Origin of the sequence: Candidatus Stoquefichus sp. SB1, assembly GCF_001244545.1 — a bacterium.
Taxonomy (GTDB): domain Bacteria; phylum Bacillota_I; class Bacilli_A; order Erysipelotrichales; family Coprobacillaceae; genus Stoquefichus.
Genome location: NZ_LN852695.1, coordinates 1 through 20,600 on the forward strand (window position 1 = coordinate 1; position 20,600 = coordinate 20,600).

Annotated in this window: 13 protein-coding genes and 3 rRNA genes; 1 reads left to right on the forward strand and 15 read right to left on the reverse strand. The window is 36.6% G+C overall.

The genetic code is table 11. The features are described from left to right. Positions 1 to 11 precede the first annotated feature (11 nt). The 14 genes from rrf to BN1865_RS08190 all read right to left on the reverse strand — a co-directional run bounded on the left by rrf (position 12) and on the right by BN1865_RS08190 (position 17,332). Positions 12 to 120: ribosomal RNA gene (rrf, locus tag BN1865_RS08125) — 5S ribosomal RNA — on the reverse strand. A gap of 77 nt (positions 121 to 197) precedes the next feature. Then, positions 198 to 3,109, reverse strand: a 23S ribosomal RNA gene (locus BN1865_RS08130). Positions 3,110 to 3,340: 231 nt separating this feature from the next. Next, a 16S ribosomal RNA gene (locus BN1865_RS08135) occupies positions 3,341 to 4,864 on the reverse strand. The 16S, 23S and 5S rRNA genes sit together here, the layout of an rRNA operon. Before the next feature lie 243 nt (positions 4,865 to 5,107). Then, positions 5,108 to 5,824 carry an ABC transporter permease gene (locus BN1865_RS08140; protein ID WP_050636771.1) on the reverse strand — a complete coding sequence of 239 codons (717 nt, stop codon included), beginning with the start codon at positions 5,822 to 5,824 and terminating at the stop codon, positions 5,108 to 5,110. Then, the gene (locus BN1865_RS08145; protein ID WP_050636772.1) at positions 5,824 to 6,738 is read right to left on the reverse strand and encodes a hypothetical protein; all 915 of its coding nucleotides are present in this window, start codon (positions 6,736 to 6,738) and stop codon (positions 5,824 to 5,826) included. Before BN1865_RS08145 ends, BN1865_RS08140 begins: the two co-directional genes overlap by 1 nt. 133 nt (positions 6,739 to 6,871) lie before the next feature. Further along, positions 6,872 to 8,236, reverse strand: coding sequence for an FAD-dependent oxidoreductase (locus BN1865_RS08150; protein WP_050636773.1), 1,365 nt, complete (start codon positions 8,234 to 8,236; stop codon positions 6,872 to 6,874). A gap of 46 nt (positions 8,237 to 8,282) precedes the next feature. Beyond that, entirely contained in the window at positions 8,283 to 9,968 is a 1,686-nt protein-coding gene (locus BN1865_RS08155; protein ID WP_050636774.1) for a sensor histidine kinase, read from the reverse strand. Beyond that, positions 9,961 to 10,647, reverse strand: a complete 687-nt coding sequence (locus BN1865_RS08160; protein WP_050636775.1) for a response regulator transcription factor — start codon at positions 10,645 to 10,647, stop codon at positions 9,961 to 9,963. The genes BN1865_RS08155 and BN1865_RS08160 overlap by 8 nt, the downstream gene beginning before the upstream one ends. Before the next feature lie 10 nt (positions 10,648 to 10,657). Continuing rightward, positions 10,658 to 11,317: a phosphate signaling complex protein PhoU gene (gene phoU, locus BN1865_RS08165; RefSeq protein ID WP_050636776.1), complete on the reverse strand. Its 660-nt coding sequence runs from the start codon at positions 11,315 to 11,317 to the stop codon at positions 10,658 to 10,660. Between the two features lie 45 nt (positions 11,318 to 11,362). Continuing rightward, positions 11,363 to 12,118, reverse strand: a complete 756-nt coding sequence (gene pstB, locus BN1865_RS08170) for a phosphate ABC transporter ATP-binding protein PstB (protein ID WP_050636777.1) — start codon at positions 12,116 to 12,118, stop codon at positions 11,363 to 11,365. 3 nt (positions 12,119 to 12,121) lie between these two features. Continuing rightward, positions 12,122 to 12,985: a phosphate ABC transporter permease PstA gene (pstA, locus tag BN1865_RS08175; protein ID WP_050636778.1), complete on the reverse strand. Its 864-nt coding sequence runs from the start codon at positions 12,983 to 12,985 to the stop codon at positions 12,122 to 12,124. After that, positions 12,975 to 13,910, reverse strand: a complete 936-nt coding sequence (gene pstC, locus BN1865_RS08180; RefSeq protein WP_050636779.1) for a phosphate ABC transporter permease subunit PstC — start codon at positions 13,908 to 13,910, stop codon at positions 12,975 to 12,977. The genes pstA and pstC overlap by 11 nt, the downstream gene beginning before the upstream one ends. A 186-nt stretch (positions 13,911 to 14,096) precedes the next feature. Then, positions 14,097 to 16,127, reverse strand: coding sequence for a BspA family leucine-rich repeat surface protein (locus tag BN1865_RS08185; RefSeq protein WP_050636780.1), 2,031 nt, complete (start codon positions 16,125 to 16,127; stop codon positions 14,097 to 14,099). Positions 16,128 to 16,477: 350 nt separating this feature from the next. Further along, positions 16,478 to 17,332 (reverse strand): phosphate ABC transporter substrate-binding protein, encoded by an 855-nt coding sequence (locus BN1865_RS08190; protein ID WP_198527265.1) that lies wholly within the window; start codon positions 17,330 to 17,332, stop codon positions 16,478 to 16,480. Between the two features lie 238 nt (positions 17,333 to 17,570). On the opposite strand from BN1865_RS08190, the gene BN1865_RS08195 reads away from it, so the two are divergent. Continuing rightward, positions 17,571 to 17,912, forward strand: coding sequence for an SdpI family protein (locus BN1865_RS08195; protein WP_050636782.1), 342 nt, complete (start codon positions 17,571 to 17,573; stop codon positions 17,910 to 17,912). 97 nt (positions 17,913 to 18,009) lie between these two features. On the opposite strand, the gene BN1865_RS08200 is transcribed toward BN1865_RS08195, so the two are convergent. After that, positions 18,010 to 20,421, reverse strand: coding sequence for a glycyl radical protein (locus BN1865_RS08200; protein ID WP_050636783.1), 2,412 nt, complete (start codon positions 20,419 to 20,421; stop codon positions 18,010 to 18,012). Between the last annotated feature and the right edge of the window lie 179 nt (positions 20,422 to 20,600).

Genomic DNA, 20,600 nt, shown 5'->3' on the forward strand with positions numbered 1-20,600 from the left:
CTCCCGGATTGAACCGGCAGCCTGCTATTGTCGCACTTGCGCACTATCTTCGCCGCTGTGATGCTTAACTTCTGTGTTCGGTATGGGTACAGGTGTCTCCATCACCCTATCGCCACCGGATCTCTTTCCTTCTCCTGAATGCACGAGCACTCAAAACTGAACAGCTCTCTAGCTTCTTTCTCCTTGAACCCTTCTTCTAGGCTAAGCCCTCGACCGATTAGTATCATTCAGCTCAGCATATCGCTATGCTTGCACCTATGACCTATCTACCTCTTCGTCTTAGAGGGGTCTTACTTCGCTTTGAATGGGAAGTCTCATCTTGGAGGGGGCTTCACACTTAGATGCCTTCAGCGTTTATCCCTTCCAGACTTAGCTACCCAGCTGTGCCACTGGCGTGACAACTGGTGCACCATTGGTCTGTCCACCCCGGTCCTCTCGTACTGAGGGCAGCTCTCCTCAAACTTCCTACGCCCACGACAGATAGGGACCGAACTGTCTCACGACGTTCTGAACCCAGCTCGCGTACCGCTTTAATGGGCGAACAGCCCAACCCTTGGAACCGACTTCAGCTCCAGGATGCGATGAGCCGACATCGAGGTGCCAAACCTCCCCGTCGATGTGAACTCTTGGGGGAGATCAGCCTGTTATCCCCAGGGTAGCTTTTATCCGTTGAGCGACGGCCCTTCCATTCGGCACCGCCGGATCACTAAGCCCGACTTTCGTCCCTGCTCGACTTGTTGGTCTCGCAGTCAAACACCCTTTTGCCTTTGCACTCTGCGCATGGTTTCCATCCATGCTGAGGGTATCTTTGGGCGCCTCCGTTACTCTTTGGGAGGCGACCGCCCCAGTCAAACTGCCCACCTGACACTGTCCCGTCATCGGCTTCACGATGTCCGGTTAGAACCTCAATGCATCAAGGGTAGTATCCCAACGGCGACTCCTCGAATACTGGCGTATCCGTCTCTCAGTCTCCTACCTATCCTGTACATCATGCATCAAGATCCAATATCAAGCTACAGTAAAGCTCCATGGGGTCTTTCCGTCTAGTCGCGGGTAACCTGCATCTTCACAGGTACTAAGACTTCACCGAGTCTACAGCTGAGACAGCGCCCAAATCGTTACGCCTTTCGTGCGGGTCAGAACTTACCTGACAAGGAATTTCGCTACCTTAGGACCGTTATAGTTACGGCCGCCGTTTACTGGGGCTTCAATTCATTGCTTCTCCTTGCGGATGACAACTCCTCTTAACCTTCCAGCACCGGGCAGGCGTCACCCCCTATACTTCGACTTGCGTCTTGGCAGAGAGCTGTGTTTTTGGTAAACAGTCGCTTGGGCCGTTTTACTGCGGCTCAGCTTTCACTGAGCACTCCTTATCCCGAAGTTACGGAGTCATTTTGCAGAGTTCCTTAGCTATAGTTCTCTCGCTCACCTTAGGATTCTCTCCTCACCCATGTGTGTCCATTTTCGGTACGGGCTGACAAAGAGTTTATTGCTAGAAGCTTTTCTTGGAAGCTTGCTTTGGCGACTTCTGTACTTATCGTAATGTTCCATACGCTTCACGCCTTCGGGTTTCAACATCCGGATTTGCCTGGATGTCCCCTACCTCGCTTGCACCAGCTATTCCAGCAGCTGGATCGCCTAGCCTTCTCCGTCACTCCATTGCCTCTTCGCCAGGTACGGGAATCTCCACCCGTTATCCATCGACTACGCCTCTCGGCCTCGCCTTAGGCCCCGACTTACCCAGAGCGGACGAACCTTCCTCTGGAAACCTTGGGTTTTCGGTGCGTGGGATTCTCACCCACGTTCCGCTACTCACACCGGCATTCTCTCTTCCTGACGCTCCACATGTCCTTGCGATCATGCTTCCTCGCTGTCAGGAACGCTCCCCTACCACTTATACTTCGTATAAATCCATAGCTTCGGTATTATGCTTAGCCCCGGTAAATTTTCGGCGCAGAGTCATTCGACTAGTGAGCTGTTACGCACTCTTTAAAGGATGGCTGCTTCTGAGCCAACCTCCTAGTTGTCTGGACATCTCCACATCCTTTTCCACTTAGCATATATTTTGGGACCTTAGCTGATGGTCTGGGCTGTTTCCCTCTTGACTACGGACCTTATCACCCGCAGTCTGACTGCCGCATATGTCTTCATGACATTCGGAGTTTGATTATGCTCAGTACCTCGGGATGAGGCCATCACATATTCAGTGCTCTACCTTCATGACACTTCCTGCGACGCTAGCCCTAAAGCTATTTCGGGGAGAACCAGCTATCTCCGAGTTCGTTTGGAATTTCACCCCTAGCCACAATTCATCCGCCAACGTTTCAACGGGGGTCGGTTCGGTCCTCCATCGGGTTTTACCCCAACTTCAACCTGATCATGGCTAGATCACTCGGTTTCGGGTCTATGACATGCAACTTCCGCCCTTTTCAGACTCGCTTTCGCTTCGGCTCCGCATCTCCTGCTTAACCTCGCTCCATATCATAACTCGCCGGCTCATTCTACAAAAGGCACGCCATCACCCTTTAACGGGCTCTGACTTCTTGTAAGCATATGGTTTCAGGTTCTCTTTCACTCCCCTCCCGGGGTTCTTTTCACCTTTCCCTCACGGTACTGGTTCACTATCGGTCACTAGGGAGTATTTAGCCTTTCGAGATGGTCCTCGATAATTCCGTCAGGATTCCACGTGCCCCGACGTACTCAGGGTCTGTCTCGTCTCACTCCCACAATTTCGGATACGGGAGTTTCACCCTCTTCGCTGCGCCTTCCCCTGCGCTTCTCCTATCATGCTCGCTCAACTTTGCTGACACCCCTATAACCCCATCGCTATGATGGTTTGGGCTCCTCCGCTTTCGCTCGCCGCTACTTACGGAATCGTTCTTACTTTCTTCTCCTGCAGGTACTGAGATGTTTCAGTTCCCTGCGTCTTGCCTCATGCATCTATATATTCAATGCATGATGACACACCTCTCGATGTGCCGGGTTCCCCCATTCGGACATCAGCGGGTCTTAGCCTGCTTACTGCTCGCCGCCGCGTTTCGCCGTTTGCTGCGTCCTTCTTCGCCTCCTAGTGCCTAGGCATCCGCCATACGCTCTTTCTTGCTTAACCTAAAGTGTTCAAGTTCTTTTTCTTGTTTTCTCTTTTGTTTATCTTAGTTTTTTGCAACTAGATGAATCGACCTTCAATCTCTTTCCTGATCTCGTTTCTTCTTCATCTATCTTCTTTTCTGTTGTAAAAAGTTTTTGCTAGTTTGCTATTCAGTTTTCAATGTTCCTGCCTTGAATGCACGCAACGCACATTCAAAACTAAACAGATCTCCACGTCTTCTCTTCTCCCTAGAAAGGAGGTGATCCATCCCCACGTTCCCGTAGGGATACCTTGTTACGACTTCACCCCAATCATCAGTCCCACCTTAGACAGCTCCTTCCTTGCGGTTAGGCCACCGGCTTCGGGTGTTACCAACTCTCATGGTGTGACGGGCGGTGTGTACAAGGCCCGAGAACGTATTCACCGCGACATTCTGATTCGCGATTACTAGCGATTCCAGCTTCGTGCAGTCGAGTTGCAGACTGCAGTCCGAACTGAGAACGGGTTTATGGGTTTCGCTCCACCTCGCGGTCTCGCTTCCCTCTGATCCGTCCATTGTAGCACGTGTGTAGCCCAGGTCATAAGGGGCATGATGATTTGACGTCATCCCCGCCTTCCTCCTCCTTGCAGAGGCAGTCTCGCCAGAGTCCCCAACTTAATGATGGTAACTGGCAACAGGGGTTGCGCTCGTTGCGGGACTTAACCCAACATCTCACGACACGAGCTGACGACAACCATGCACCACCTGTATCCGATATAGCTATTTCCTCATCTCTGAGGCTTTTATCGGTATGTCAAGACCTGGTAAGGTTCTTCGCGTTGCTTCGAATTAAACCACATGCTCCACCGCTTGTGCGGGCCCCCGTCAATTCCTTTGAGTTTCATTCTTGCGAACGTACTACTCAGGCGGAGTACTTATTGCGTTAACTGCAGCACTGAGGTCTGACCCCCAACACTTAGTACTCATCGTTTACGGCGTGGACTACTAGGGTATCTAATCCTATTTGCTCCCCACGCTTTCGGGACTGAGCGTCAGTTGCAGCCCAGATCGTCGCCTTCGCCACTGGTGTTCCTCCATATATCTACGCATTTCACCGCTACACATGGAATTCCACGATCCTCTGCTGCTCTCTAGCTATTTGGTTTCCACGGCTTACCGAAGTTTAGCTTCGGGCTTTCACCGCAGACCTCTATTGCCGCCTGCTCCCTCTTTACGCCCAATGATTCCGGATAACGCTCGCCACCTACGTATTACCGCGGCTGCTGGCACGTAGTTAGCCGTGGCTTCCTCATAAAGTACCGTCACTCATATGTCATTCCCTACATATGCCGTTCTTCCTTTATAACAGAGGTTTACATACCGAAGTACTTCCTCCCTCACGCGGCGTTGCTCGGTCAGGCTTTCGCCCATTGCCGAAAATTCCCTACTGCTGCCTCCCGTAGGAGTCTGGGCCGTGTCTCAGTCCCAGTGTGGCCGTCCACCCTCTCAGGTCGGCTACGCATCGTCGCCTTGGTGAGCCTCTACCTCACCAACTAGCTAATGCGCCATAAGTCCATCCTTCTGCTATCCCGTGGGATATTTAACAGTGAGGTCATGCGACCCCTCTGCCTATGCGGTCTTAGCTGCCGTTTCCAGCAGTTATCCCCCTCACAAGGCCAGGTTACTTATGTATTACTCACCCGTTCGCCACTCACTGATTAATCAGTGCGTTCGACTTGCATGTATTAGGCACGCCGCCAGCGTTCATCCTGAGCCAGGATCAAACTCTCCATTGTCTATCTCCTAAACAATTTCTTGTTCTCTTGACTCTCTTTGTTTCTTCTTTCTCTTTTTGACGTGTTTCTGTTTAGTTTTCAATGTCCCTTGCCCTCTCTCTCGAGTGCTCATCTATAATATCATCTCCTTTACCCTTTTGCAAGTCTTTTTTTCATCTTTTTTTATTTTTTATTTTAACCTTTCTTTTCGATTTTTTTCGCAGTCGTTTTTTGTCTGTATTTATCAATAAAAAATGAAAAAGCTCATTCACTACGAATAAGCTTATCCAACAAATAATCAATAAATAATATCATAATAACCAACCATATCGTCCATGAAAAGACACCGATCATATCAAATTGTATCCTTGCAAAATTAATTGCTCTCCCTACACCATATGGAAGTCCTGCCAATATTTCTGCCATTACAGCAACTTTTACCCCTAAGCTCAACGAGCTTTTTATCCCCGATAAAAAATTCGGCATAATAAGTGGTAAGTAGACATGAATCATTTTATCAAAAAATGGTGGATGATATAAAAGAATAACATCTTCTAAATCACTTCCAATATTTTCAAACCCTGAGATGAAATGATTATATAATAATGGAAAGACAACCAGAAACAAAACAACATATACTGTTTGTAAAGATGATGCCCACAATAACACCAATATAATAAACGATATATTAGGTACTGCTTGTAAAATAGATAAAACAGGCGAAACATATATCTCTATAATAGAGAAACGATAAGCCACATATGCCAATCCAAATGCCATTATCACACTCACTAATACAACAATAATAACATGCGACAATGTCATAAGAAGCGTTTGATAAAAATCTGGCATCAATAACATTTCAAACATTCTTTTTAAAGTGACTAAAGGATAAGGAATAATAATATCATTATGAATAGCAACTGCTAATAATTGCCAAATCAACAATAAATAAATCGTTAAATGAATCTTATGTTTCATTAGTTTGCTAACATATCATCACTATAATCAATTTGAAAAGCCTTTAAAATTGATTGCACATCTTCTTTTACTGAACTTGCATCTTGATAATGGATATTTTGATTATTCCATGTTTTTGACGCAATTGCTGCACTTGGCACTCCAAATGTTTCAGCTCCGATTTTCTCAACCAGTTCTTCAATTTGATTATTTTCTTTAACAGCATCCGTATTTGTAAATGTATCAATTTGAGATAACAACTCTTTTACATCTGCTTTATTCTTAACAAACAAAGCTGCTTGTGGATAACCCGTTTGTTTTGATCCTGATTGTTTTTGATACAAATCCTGTAAAGATGCAACAATCTTTAATGTCTTTCCATTCTGTTTTGCTTTCGCAATTGTAGCCGTTGCTGCTGGTTCAGCCATGAGAGCATATTCACATTTACCTGCCAGCACTTGCGCCTGAACATCGCTAACCGCATTATAATAAGTTGTTTTTGCATTTTTCATGATATCATTTGAATCTTTTACAAGATTGAAAATCTTCCCAGGTACAGCTTGTTCTCCAAACGCTGCCAATTCATTATTATTAACTGCTTCGTTTTGAATCAAATAAAGATTTCCCCAAGTTAAAACACCAGCCAATTTATACTCCGTTTTTCCCTTTGCCAGCAATTGGCAGCCTAAATTAATAGGTGCAACAATAACATCATACTCACTATCACTTTTTATCAATTCGCTACTTAACAAATCACTGCCTTCAACAATACGAATCGAACCTTTTTTCATTACTTCTTCATAAACCCCCAAAAGAGACAAAGCCGGAGCCCCATTAGGGGTTAGTATTTTTACCTCTTCTGTTTTCTTTGATGATGTTGAACATCCTACCAAAAACATACTCATCATCACTATTATTGATAATATTTTCTTCATAACTTTCCTCCTCATGCATGTTATTATTATAATCCATTTTGATTAACATTGCCACGAATATACAAACTTTAAATAACATAGGAGATATTTTATCTATAATTGAAAAAACTTTACGATTTAAAAAACGTAAAGTTTATTGATTTTTCTTTTCTAATGGATAAAGACTTGGGCCTTCTAACAATTGTCCATAAGCATCATAAATAGATTGATGACACGGGCATCTCCAAGTTTGATCCTTTTTTTGAAATTCCACAATACATTTTAAATGCGGACAATAAGGAGACAAATAGTGTAATTGTCCTTTCTTATCCTTGTACACTGCAGTTAAATGTCCATTTATCCTTGTAACCATTCCATCTTGACAATCCAAAACAGCAATTGATTTGTTTTGAAAACGATTTGTAATCATTCCCCGTTTTGATTCCTGCCACATTTTATACTGATATTTTTTTGAAAACGACATTGAAAAATAATGACAAGAAAAGAGTTCTTCATAAGGATTGTCTCTTTCTAAAATTAAATCACAAATTAATTTTGCAGCTACCTGCGATAATGTCATGCCCCACTTTTGAAAACCATAAATAACAAATTCATTTGTATACTTATTCAAACGCCCTATATAAGGAATACCTCTTAATGGAATGCTATCTTGAGCATACCAATCCTTAGAATCACGATGAATAACTAAGCTATCATTATGAGGCAAAGGTCGATAACTCTTTGTTTCATCCACACATAAATAACTCTCATTTCCCTTTTGCTCATCCACATAATCCACATATTCTTTTTCTTGAAACAATTTAAGAAAATAAAAACCTTTTTTTATAAACGGATATCTCGTCGCATGAATAAGATATCGACATTGAATACGATGGTTATTAACATCCAACAAAAAAGAATCATCTTTTCTTTCAATTCGTGTCACTTCACTATGTTCATAAAAGGAGACACCCTTTTTTTCACAAATTTGAATAAGACTATATAGATACTTAAGCGGATGAAAAATTGCTTGATGTTCTAGGCCAATTGAAGCGAGGTGTTTTTCATCTTTCACTGTTTTCACACGTAATGAACGAAATATTTTATCCATATCATCAATAAGTGATACATACCCAGGATCATCTGTATAAATAAATGATGTATTTTCCTTAAAATCACATGCAATTTTTTCTTTCTGAATAATACTTTTTATTTCATTTAGAGCGTTTTGATTGGCTTGATAATATAAATAAGCCTGATGGATATCATAATGCTTTACAATATCACGATATAAAGTATCATGCAAAGTCGTTATTTTGGCTGTTGTATGACCACTTGTATGACTTCCCATTTCATCCTTATCTAATACAATGACTTGAAATGGGCTATCTTTTAATTGATATGCCAAAGCAACACCACTTAATCCACCACCAATAATAACAATATCAGTTGATATATCTGTTTGAATTGTTTGACTTATTCTTTTTTTCGATGTTTTTTGCCAATATGACTGATTCATGTTTATCACCACTTACATTCTTAACAGAAAAAGGAAGTTTTAAACTTTATTTGTTTAATACCTGTTGTGGTAAAATAATTTCTATCGTTGTACCATGTTCTAGCTCACTGCTTAAATGAATCGTCCCTTTATAATGAGAAACGATGTGCTTGACAATAGCCAACCCTAGTCCAGTTCCTCCTCTTTGCTTACTTCTTCCTTTATCAACGCGATAAAATCTTTCAAAAACACGTGCTTGATCAGCCAAAGGAATACCAATTCCTGTATCTTTCACAACAATCTTCATCGCTTCATCTAATGGTTCAATAACCACCTCTACATATCCGTGATCCTTATTATATTTAATAGCATTTCCTATCAGATTATTTAAAAGTGTATAAATTTGCTGATGATTTCCAATATAAGTCATATCTGCAAAATCAGTACAAACTGTAATATCATGCTTTGAAATTTCTACATCATAACTTTCTAAAACTTCATCAACTACACTTTTCATTTTCATCGGCATCATTTCAACTTCAATATCCATATTTTCAATTCTTGATAACATCAATATATCATTAATTAAAGTGGACATATTCGTTACCTCATTTTGAATCTTTTCAAGCATCATCTGTTTTTGATGTTCATCCACAACTAAACCTTGAGTTAATAAATCACTATATCCTCGAATAGATGTCATTGGCGTTTTTAATTCATGTGAAACATTAGAGAAAAACTCACTACGCATCTTTTCCGCTTTTTTAGCAACTGTAATATCAACAAAAAGAAGTGTCGTCCCTAAATCAATTCTTGAAATATAACAAGCATAAATACTATGATTGATTTTGATTTGAATTTCTTGTTTAGGTACATTATTTTCTAAAGCATTTATGATATCAGGATAATAAAGATAATCCATAAATTGATCATATGGTTTCATATTTCCTAATATAGAAATAGCTTTTGCATTAATACTTAAAACTTTATAATTTTCATCTAATAAAACAAAGCCCTCATTCATCTGTTTTAAAATTTCATCCATTTTAATACGTTCAAGTTTCACTTCACGCATAGATTTACGTAAACGATGAGAAAGATTATGAATTGTATCAACAATAATATTAAATTCTTGATAATCATACTGTTTTAAATCAAAACGAAAATCATCACTCATTTGATCTAAACTTTCACTAATTTCAATGATTGGTTTAGATATAGTAAAAGCAAGTTTTCTTGATAGAACATAAGCAATTCCAAAAGAAACAACCGCACTCATTGACAAAGCAGGAATCAATGCTGGAATATGATCAATTAATCCATTATAGGGTATTGACAAACGAACAATATAGTCCTGATGAGAAATAGCAGCATAAAGCATATTTTCATTCGTTGTTTCAGAACGCCTTTGGGCATAACCTTCCTTATATTTGATAGCTTCTTGAACTTCCTGTCTTGCCAAATGATTTTCTGAAATAGATTCTGAGACTGTATCAGCAACAACATTTCCTTGAATATCAATCACACTTATACGTGTTTGATCAGAATAAGCCAAAGGATTTAATTTTTCAATTTGTTCTTCTAATGGTTTTTGATAATCTATAGCATAATCAATTAACTTTAATGAATACAACATATCTTGCTTTGTTGTTGCAAGAAGACTATTTGATATTAAGGTTGCTGAAATAAAACAACTGCTCAACAATGCCACAATAACAATGACAATAAAATAATGGAGGATAGACTTAGTCATATTTATCCTCCTTTTCTATAAAGCGATATCCAACTGAACGAATTGTTTTTATATATTTTTCACCATCGTCATTAAACTTTTTACGAAGTGAACGTATATGCACATCAAGTGCTCTTGATTCCCCAATAAAATCATAACCCCAAATATTATTTAATAATTCATCTCTTTCAACAACACGTTCCTTATTTTCTATTAAATACAATAGCAACTGATACTCTTTATGTGTCAAATCAATAACCACATCATTTTGTTTAACTGTATGTGTTGATTTATCAATTGTTAATGTTGGTGTTTTCATAATCTTTGACTTAGGTTGAGCTCTTCTCAACAATGTACGAACACGAGCACATAATTCAAGCACTCCAAATGGCTTTGTCATATAATCATCACTGCCACTATCTAATCCATGAATTTTATCGATTTCACTATCTTTTGCACTCAATATTAAAATTGGCATATAATGATTTGTTTCCCTGATTTTCTTAACTGCTGTTATACCATCCATTTGTGGCAACATCACATCAAAAATAGCCAAATCTGGTGTTTCATCATGGATTGCAACAATAGCATCAATGGCATTATCAAACAAAGTGACTTGATAGCCATTTGATTCTAATGACAATTTCACAATTTCCTGAATATTTTCATCATCCTCTATAACAAATATGCGCTCGTTCATTTCCATCCTCCTAAATCAGTCTTTGATCATTGACTGCCCCTGTTTGATTAAATTCTAACCATTCACATATATTCACAGCATGATCCCCAACTCTTTCCAAATATTTGGCAATCATCAAAAAATCTATACAATAATCGATTCTTTCACTATTTTCTTTAAGAATGTCTGTGACTTCCTGTTTCACTTCTTGAAATAAAGCATCAATTTCATCATCCATTTTCATAACCATCTGAGCTGTTGATAAATCTTTTTTAATAAAAGCATCAATCGCTTCATGAACCATTAGTTTGGCTTTTTTAGCCATCATTGGAATATGTTCTACAGTTCGATAAGCATGTTCACCTTCAAAATTCAATAAAATCTCAGCTATATCTGCCGCCTGATCACCAATTCTCTCTAAATCAGTCACAATCTTTAATGCTGATGTAACATTTCTTAAATCACTAGCAATTGGTTGTTGTCTTAAAATCAGATTAAATGCTCTGGATTCAATTGATCTTTCCATATCATTAATTAAGCGATCATTATTCATAATCTCTTTTGCCAAAACTTTATCCTGATGTTTAAAAGCATCAATCATATTTTCAATAGACACTTCAACCAAATGTCCCATCTTTGTTAAATCCACATTTAATTTACTTAGTTCTGAATCAAATAAAGTTCTCATCATCTTTCTATACCTCCATTATATTTGTTTTTACACCAAAACACAATATTAACCAAAACGTCCAGTAATATAATCTTCGGTACGTTTATCTTGTGGTAATGAGAAAATATCCTTTGTTTTCCCATATTCAACCATTTCCCCAACGAGGAAGAAAGCTGTGTAATCGGCAATACGTGATGCTTGTTGCATATTGTGTGTTACAATCGCAATTGTGTATTTATTTTTTAATTCCATTAATAACTCTTCAATCTTTAATGTTGAAATTGGGTCTAATGCACTTGTTGGTTCATCTAATAAGATAACTTCTGGTTCTACCGCTAAACATCTAGCAATACATAAACGTTGTTGTTGCCCTCCTGATAACCCTAAAGCTGATGAATGCAAACGGTCTGACACTTCTTCATATAATGCTGCTGCTTTTAAACTTTTTTCGACAATTTCATCTAATTGTTTTTTATTTTTAATGCCATGAATTCTTGGTCCATAAGCGACATTATCATAAATACTCATTGGAAATGGATTGGGCTGCTGAAAAACCATTCCTACTTTTTTTCTTAATACAGTTGTATCGACACGTGCATCATAAATATTTTCATCATCCAAAGTCACTTCACCAGTAATCTTAACATTCTTAACATAATCATTCATTCTATTCAGTGTCTTTAAGAAAGTTGACTTCCCACATCCTGACGGTCCAATAAAAGCTGTTATCTTATTTTTTTCAATATTTAAATTCACATCTTTTAAAGCATGCTTCTCACCATAGAAAAGATTTAAATTCTTAGCTTCAATTTTTGTATTCATCTTTTAATCCACCTTATTTACATCAAATTTTTTAGAAATCCATTTTGCTGTCATATTCAATATCAACACAATAACAATTAAAATCAATGCAATTACAAATGCTGATTCATAATTTGCTTTTGCCATTTCCAAATACAACTGAATTGTTAATGTTCCCCCACTAGAAAACAAATGAGAAAAAACATTTGTTGGTAACTGACTAAAACTTCCAGCTGTAAACAATAATGCTGCTGATTCAGCAACAATTCTTCCCATCGCAAGAATAATTCCAGTTAAAATACCAGGTATTGCACTTGGTAATAAGACTGTACGAATCATATACCATTTTGTAGCCCCAATTCCTAACGCTGCTTCACGATAACTTTTAGGAACTGCCTGTAAAGCAATTTGAGTATTACGGGCAATAATTGGTAAAATCATAATTGCTAGTGTGAGAGCACCCGTTAGTATTGAATAACCTAATTTTAGAAAACCACCAAAGAATAACATACCAAATAAGCCATAAATAATTGATGGTATTCCTGCTAAAACTTCAGTTGTAAATGAGACTAATTCAACAAATTTTTTATTTGTTGCATATTCATTTAGATAAATTGCACCACCGATACTAATTGGACCAGCAATCAGTAATGTCACAACAATCATATAAATTGTATTGATAATATTAGGTAAAATACCTACCGTATTTTCCAGAACACTCGTTTTATTAATTAAATAATCAAATGAGAAATGAGGAATTCCCTGAAAACAGATATATCCAATAATAACCACTAATAATAATACTGATAAAAAAGTGCACAGTTGAATAAGTATATAAAGAATGTTATCACTTAAACGACTCTTTTTATTATAAATACTATTCTCCATCTTGTTTTCCACCTTTCAGGACAAATGTTAAAATCAGGTTAATCCCAATAATAAATATAAAGAGGACGAGTCCAATTGTGAACAATACCTCACGATGTACTCCTGCTGCATATCCCATTTCAGAAACAATCCCTGTCGTTAAAAATCGGACTGAATTAAATGGTAATGGAAAATTTACAGAATTTCCTGCAACCAGCAAGATTGCCATCGCTTCACCGATTGCACGACCAACACCTAAAACAATGGCTGACATAATTCCATTCTTAGCCGCTGGTAATACAACTTTAAAAATTGTTTGCATTTGACTTGCACCTAGGGCTAATGAACTTTTACGATAATCATCTGGAACACTTCTTAAAGATGTTTCTGTGATATTAATTAGCGTAGGTAAAATCATAATGGCTAAAACAAGAATTGCTGAAATTAAGTTCGATCCACCTGTAAACTGATGTGTTGAAGATGATGCAAAGATAAATAATTCTAATTTATACATTAATGGTGTAATAATGAGAATACCTATCAGTCCATAAACAACTGAAGGAATACCAGCCAAAAGTTCAACTGCTGATTTGACAATATTTCTCACTCTTGGATTAGCAATTTCAGAAAGATTCACTGCTGTTAAAATACCAATTGGCACACCTATACAAATAGCCAGGAAAACACCGACTATAGATGTTAAGATAATATTAAGAATCCCATATTGAGGTATCTGGGCTGTTGGTGTCCAAACATTGCTAAATAATATTTCTGTTAATCCAACTTTAAATATAGCTGGAGTCCCTGATATAAACATATAGATTGTAATAGATGCCACAGCAACAATTGAAACAATTGCACAAACTGTAAAAATATAACTTGCTATTTTTTCAACCATTGATTTTGTTTTTCTATTACTTAAGATAGATACAATCCCTTTTTCCATAGTAAACTCCTTTTGAATGTTTCATTCCTTAAATTCTCTCTCAGTTTATATCTTTTCATTCCATCTAAATATCAACATTTTGTATAAAGTATGTTAAGATTACGTTAAAAATATACATAATACAAAAATTAAAAAGCTGAACAAATAACCTTTTAAAGAATTATTTCATTACAGCTTCTTTTTGTTTTATTCTTTTTTTCTTTTAAAACAAGTCATTACAGCTAATCCTGCTAATATCATTCCACTATACAATATTATAGAGCTATTATCTCCTGTTTTAACATCCGTTGTTTCTTGTGGTTTTATTTCCGGTATTGTTGGTTTAGAATTATTTGGTGTTGTTTTGTCTGGTTTTATTATTGGATCACTAGGTTTCTCTTTAATTGTAAACTCTAATGTTAAACCTTTTGCTCCTAAATATATGTTTCCTTCAGCCACATCAAATGTCATTTTATATGTACCTGCATCTTTAACTTTACTCACTTCAACACCATTCTTTTCTATTTTTTTGACTTGTGGTGTACCAACGCCTTCAAGTAAAGATGTTATTGTATAGGTGATTTCATTTCCTGTATAAGTTTCACTTGATAACTTCACATTAAAGTTATTTGCTTGTAATTCTGCTTTCTTAATCCATTTGGCATAAACAGTTTTATCTTCTAATGTATATTTCTCTATCTTCGTCATTTTCTTATCAAAAGCTTCACTGTCATACCATCCATCAAAGATATATCCATTTTTAGTAGGTACAGGTAATTCATACCCTTCTAGGATTTCAAATTTATCTTGTTTACTTTCTAAAGTTCCACCATCTAATTCATACGTAATATTATGAGTAATAGCAGGTGTTAATGTATAAGTCTTATATTCATCCGATACCGGAATAATTGCATTATTACCATCAAGTGTTAATGGATTCCCATTTTCATCAATCCATAAATGATCGGCATCAACAGGAACATCCAATTCTTTTGCTGTCTTGACTTGAATTTGAGATAAGTTAGGGGTATTACCAAAAATATAAGGAGTCGCAGAATTAACATTTGAAAAGACTAACCCTTTTATTCTAACAAGTGATTGGCAATCCTCAAACATGGCTGAAAATTCTTTATTTTTACTTTTATCAAAACTGAATAAATCAATTTCTTTTAATAAATAGCACGATTCAAACATACCACTCATATTTTCAACTTTCTCTACATTAAAAGATGATACATCTAATTCAATTATTTTTTTACAAAAAGCAAACATAGCCTTCATATCAGTCACTTGACTTGTATCAAATTGAGATATATCTAATCTGGTTAATGATTGACAATTAGAAAACATACTATTCATATTAGTGACTTTGCTTGTATCAAAATGTGATACATCTAATTCCTCTAAAGTCTGACAATTATCAAACATACTACTCATATTAGTGACTTGTCCTGTATTAAATGTAGAAACATCTAATTCTTCTAAAGTTTGACAACTATTAAACATACGACTCATATCAGTCACTTGACTTGTGTCAAATGTGGATACATTTAATTCTTTTAAAGCTAGACAATTATCGAACATATAACTCACATCAGTGACTTTACTTGTATCAAAACAAGATAGATCTAATGCAGTTAATAACTGACAATCATAAAACATCATACTCATATTAGTCACTTGACTTGTATCAAATGTGGATACATCCAATTCTTTTAAAGCCCGACAACTATCAAACATACTACTCATATCAGTCACTCGACTTGTATCAAATGTGGATACATCTAATGCTTCTAAAGCCTGACACCCTTTAAACATACTATTCATATCAGTCACTTGACTTGTGCTTAACTTATCTAATCCTTTGATTGCTGTGAGTTTTGTTAAATTAAAGAACATTCTATGTAAACTCGTTGCTGTTACATTGTCTTTTATTTCAACCCTTGTTATAGAGTTGTAATGTTTATACCACGGTACTTTCCCATTACTATAAATTTCTTTCATCGTTCCTGTTCCACTAATTGTTAGTGTTGTCGTAGCATAATCATAATCAGCAACAACAGAATCCTCTTCACCTGTTACTCCTATTTTCCAATGTGTTTCATCTACAGCATAAGCATTCTTAAGCATATATGATGAACCAGTAATGACTAACAATACACTACACCATATCTTAAACTGCATAACTATAAATGAATTGGCTTTTAATCTGTACTTCCTTTTTAAATGATATTTCATTTATTCCTTCCTCTCTTTCTGTTCGTAAAGGTACACATTAAATAACGAACTGATAATTAGAATAATCATAAGGAAATAGACTATATATTTAGATATTTCCTTTTTTTATGTTCTTATATATACGTCTATTAATGTGTACATTGTTGTACTATTTTAAGTATAAAACATTTTCAATGATTTTTGTGGCTTGAATTAAAAAAGGAATTTCAGCGGATATTTTTACACTTTCTAACAACCGCAAAATAATAAATGTTTTTTTGTTCACATGCCTCCTATGCACAACTGACCAAAGTTTATTTATTCAGGTAAATAGAAAAAGGAAGCCATCAATTGACTTCCTTAACATTCAACTATTTTTGTGGAACAACAAGTCCAACTTTTTTAATAACAGCTTGCCCTTTATCACTTGCAATGAAATCAAATACTGCTTTTACTTCTGCTTTTTGAGCACTGATTTCACCTTTTGTAGCCATCACAAATGGTCTTTGTAATGCATAAGTTTTATCTAAGATAGTTGCTTCACTTGGTGCAACACCTTCTAAAGAAAGAACTTTTACTGTATCTTTACCTTCTACAGTATCTAAAGATGCATATCCAATAGCTCCAGCAGTTTCTTGAACTTTTGCCACAACTGCTCCTGTTTCATTTAAAGTATTGGCATATTTACATTTCCCTTTGATCTCTAAGATATCTTCAAAACCATCTCTTGTTCCTGAACCGTCTTCACGACCAACAACTACGATTTTTTGATCAGCTCCACCAACTTCTTTCCAGTTTGTCACTTCACCAGTATAGATTTTTGCTAATTGTTCTTTTGTTAAATTTGTGACTGTATTGTTTTTATCAACAATCACAGCAATACCATCAATCGCAACAATATTTTCTACTAAACCATCTGATTTTTCTTCATCTTTCAAAGCTCTTGATGAATTTCCAATATCAGCTGTTCCAGCGATAGCTGACTTAATTCCTGTTCCTGACCCTGTAAATTGTGCTTCTAATGTTAAATTTGGATAATCTTCTTTAATTGCTTCAGACAAAGCAGTTACCAATTTTTCCATTGATGTTGAACCATCTAAACTGACTTTTCCACTAATGTTTGTGTTAGCATTGTCTCCCCCAGTTGTGTCTGCATCATTATTTCCACAACCAACTAAGCTCATACTTAACACACATGCTAATAATAAAGCTCCTAATTTTTTCATTTTTTTATATCCTTCTTTCATATATCATCTGTCCTTTGAGACATCTACAGTTTATCTCTTTTTAATCTTATGAAATAGCAAAGTTTTGTATAAAACTTGTTAAGATTATGTAAAACCATCTTTTCTCTATAAGTATTGTTCATATCAAAAAAAATATACGGTTATAAAATGATAAATCATTTTTTAACCATTATTGATAATAAAAGCGTATAATAATATTAAGAAAGAAGGAATGATTATGTCATTATTTATAAAGTTATTTTCATTTTTTATTCCTGGTATTATGATTATTTTTGGTTTGTTAATGTGGTTTGCTCCACCTCAAACAATAAACAATGTATATGGTTATCGCAGTAAAAGAAGTATGGCTAATCAAGATGCATGGACTTATGCACAAGTCTGCTTAGGAAAAACATGGTTACTTGTTGGTATTGTATTGGTTTTAGTTACAATCTTTTTACTTCCTCGTATCACAATTGATGAAGGCAGTTTGTTGATTACTATTTTAAGCATTCAAGTTGTATTTTTGTTTATTCCTATTGGTTGGGTAGAATTTTGCTTAAAAAGATTAGATCATTAATATCCTTTAAATAACTATATTATCTTTCACTCATGATAGAAGCTATCATGAGTTTTATTTTGTCTAAAAGAAAAGAAACTGAATTTTCTTCAGTTTCTTATAATGTTTGTTCAGTTCTTTCAATAATATCATCCTGTGTGGCTTTTGAGAGTACATTGAAGAATGCTGAATAACCTGCTACACGGACAATCAGGTCTCTATGCTTTTCTGGATTCTTCTGTGCATCTATCAGTGTATCTCTAGATACTACGTTGTATTGAACATGATATCCATGCAATCTATTGAAGAATGTCCTGATCATCATTTCTAGTTTTTGCTTGTTCTCTTCTGTTGATAGCATTTGTGGTGTCACTTTCTGATTCAATAAGACGCCACCTGTAATTTCATGAGTCGGTAATTTCGATACTGTCTTGAAGACTGCTGTTGGCCCGCTTTTATCCATCGCATGGGCTGGTGAGCATCCTTCAGCAAGTGGTGTCTTCGCCTTACGTCCATCTGGTGTTGCCATGGTTCCTAATCCCTGTCCTACATTTGCTGAGATTGAAGATGTTCCAGCATAACGGATTCCTCCAATAGGTCCTCTGTTATAACGTGTACTTGGATATTTCTTGATCTCATCAATATATGAATCATATGCATCAACAACCAGCTGATCAACATAGTCATCATCATTGCCATACTTAGGAGATTCATTGATTAACATTCTTTGAATTCTCTGATTCTCTTCGCTTGTAAAGTCATCCTGCAAGGCATTCCATAACTGCTCTGGTGTGATTTTTTTCTCTTCAAAGACAAGTTTCTTAATGGCTGCAAGACTATCTGCCATATTTGCTATTCCAATCTGTAAACCTGAGATAAAGTCATAGACCGCTCCACCTTCTTTGATTGTCTTTCCTCTGCCGATACAATCCTGAGTTAAAGCTGAACATAATATATCCGGTACATCTCTTTCTGATGCCAGGTCTATGGCATTTTCGGTAATGACAGATAGACGTGTGATTTCACGAATTGATTTATCCCATGCCTCCTGCAGTTCCTCAAATGACTTCATATCCTTAAAGTATCCGTATCCCTTGACAAAGCGTTTTCCCGAAGTCAAGTCGACACCATCATTCATAACTGCCAGCAGTATTCTTGGGAAGTTCTGATATGACATTCCTGTACATCTGTATCCCCATTTTCCTGGTACCGCTGTTTCAACACAGCCAATTGCTGAATAGTTGTATGCATCTTCCTCTTTGACACCTAAATCAATAAAAGATGGAATGATGATTTCATCATTATTGAACGCTGGCATTCCTGTTCCTAGTTTCATAACCTCAATACATTCATCAAAGAATGCCTTATCCAATCCATCATAATATCTGACAGTCAAGTTAGGCTGTGGCAGTCTTGTCTGAGCAACTGATCTTAATACTAAGAATGAAAGCTGATTAACAGCAGACTGCTTATCAGGTGTCTGTCCTCCGATTGTAACATTCTGATACATTGGGCTTCCTGCACTGCTGTAGGTATGAGCCTGACTTCTGACCTTATTGATAGTGAGTGTCTTAATCCATAAGTTTGTAAGGAGTTCAACTGCTTCATCTTCAGTTATCTGTTGATTATCTAAATCTGCCTTTAAATAAGGATACATATACTGGTCAAAGCGTCCATATGATAATGAATGTCCATTAGATTCAATCTGTAATATTAATTGAATAAACCATACTGACTGAATTGCTTCTTTAAAACTATGTGCTGGTTCATAAGGAACCTTGGCACAAATTTGACTGATTTCTAATAATTCATCTTTTCTTTTTCCAGTAGCACTCTCTGATAATTCCTTGGCCAAATCACTAAATCTCTCTGCATAGGTCTTGACTGCTTCAATGACAATCAATACTGCTTTATAGAAAACATACTTATCGATATTTTCAGCAACACATAAATCCAGTTCTTCTTTTAACCTGCGTGTTCTTTCTTCATATCCTCGTAAGCCTATTTCCAGTAATGTCTGATAGTCAACTGCCAGATGAGCATCACCAGAATTGAGTTTCCCTTCCATTCCAAAGAAACCAGTTTCCATGAACACGCTCACTTCATCAGGCAATAGTGCTTCACCTTTGGCTCTTAGATTATTATTTTCCCAAAATGGAGCAATAGAACGTAAGTCTTCCTTTGTTTTTTCAGTAATATAGAAAACATCGCCATCTCTTTTTTCAAACAGATCCAATTCATTCATAACAAACTCTAATGTATACTCTGGAAAGATCGGTGCATCTTTATTAGACTCAGCCTGATTTCCAACAATTAAGGTTTCATCTTCAATATAGATAGACATTTTCTCTAAAATATTTTTCAGCATCAATGCACGTTTCATAACGGCTGGCTGATTCTGATGAAGCTGGTATGCTTCTGTTGCAAGCAAAGCCCTTTGAGCACTGATATAAGGTTTCTTTTCTAAAACTGCTTCTCTAAATTCATTCATTCTTGGTGTTAATTTTCCAAAGTGTTCACTATTTTCCATATTTCTATCCTCCGTTATTTCATTTGAAAGTTTTATTTCTTTCATTTTCATATATATGATAACATATTATTTGTTCGTGTCAATAAATAATACATACAAAATATTAAAAAGTTTCATTTGAAACATTTTGTTTACTTTCTAAGATGAACATGCTATGATAAATATATATTGAAAAGGAG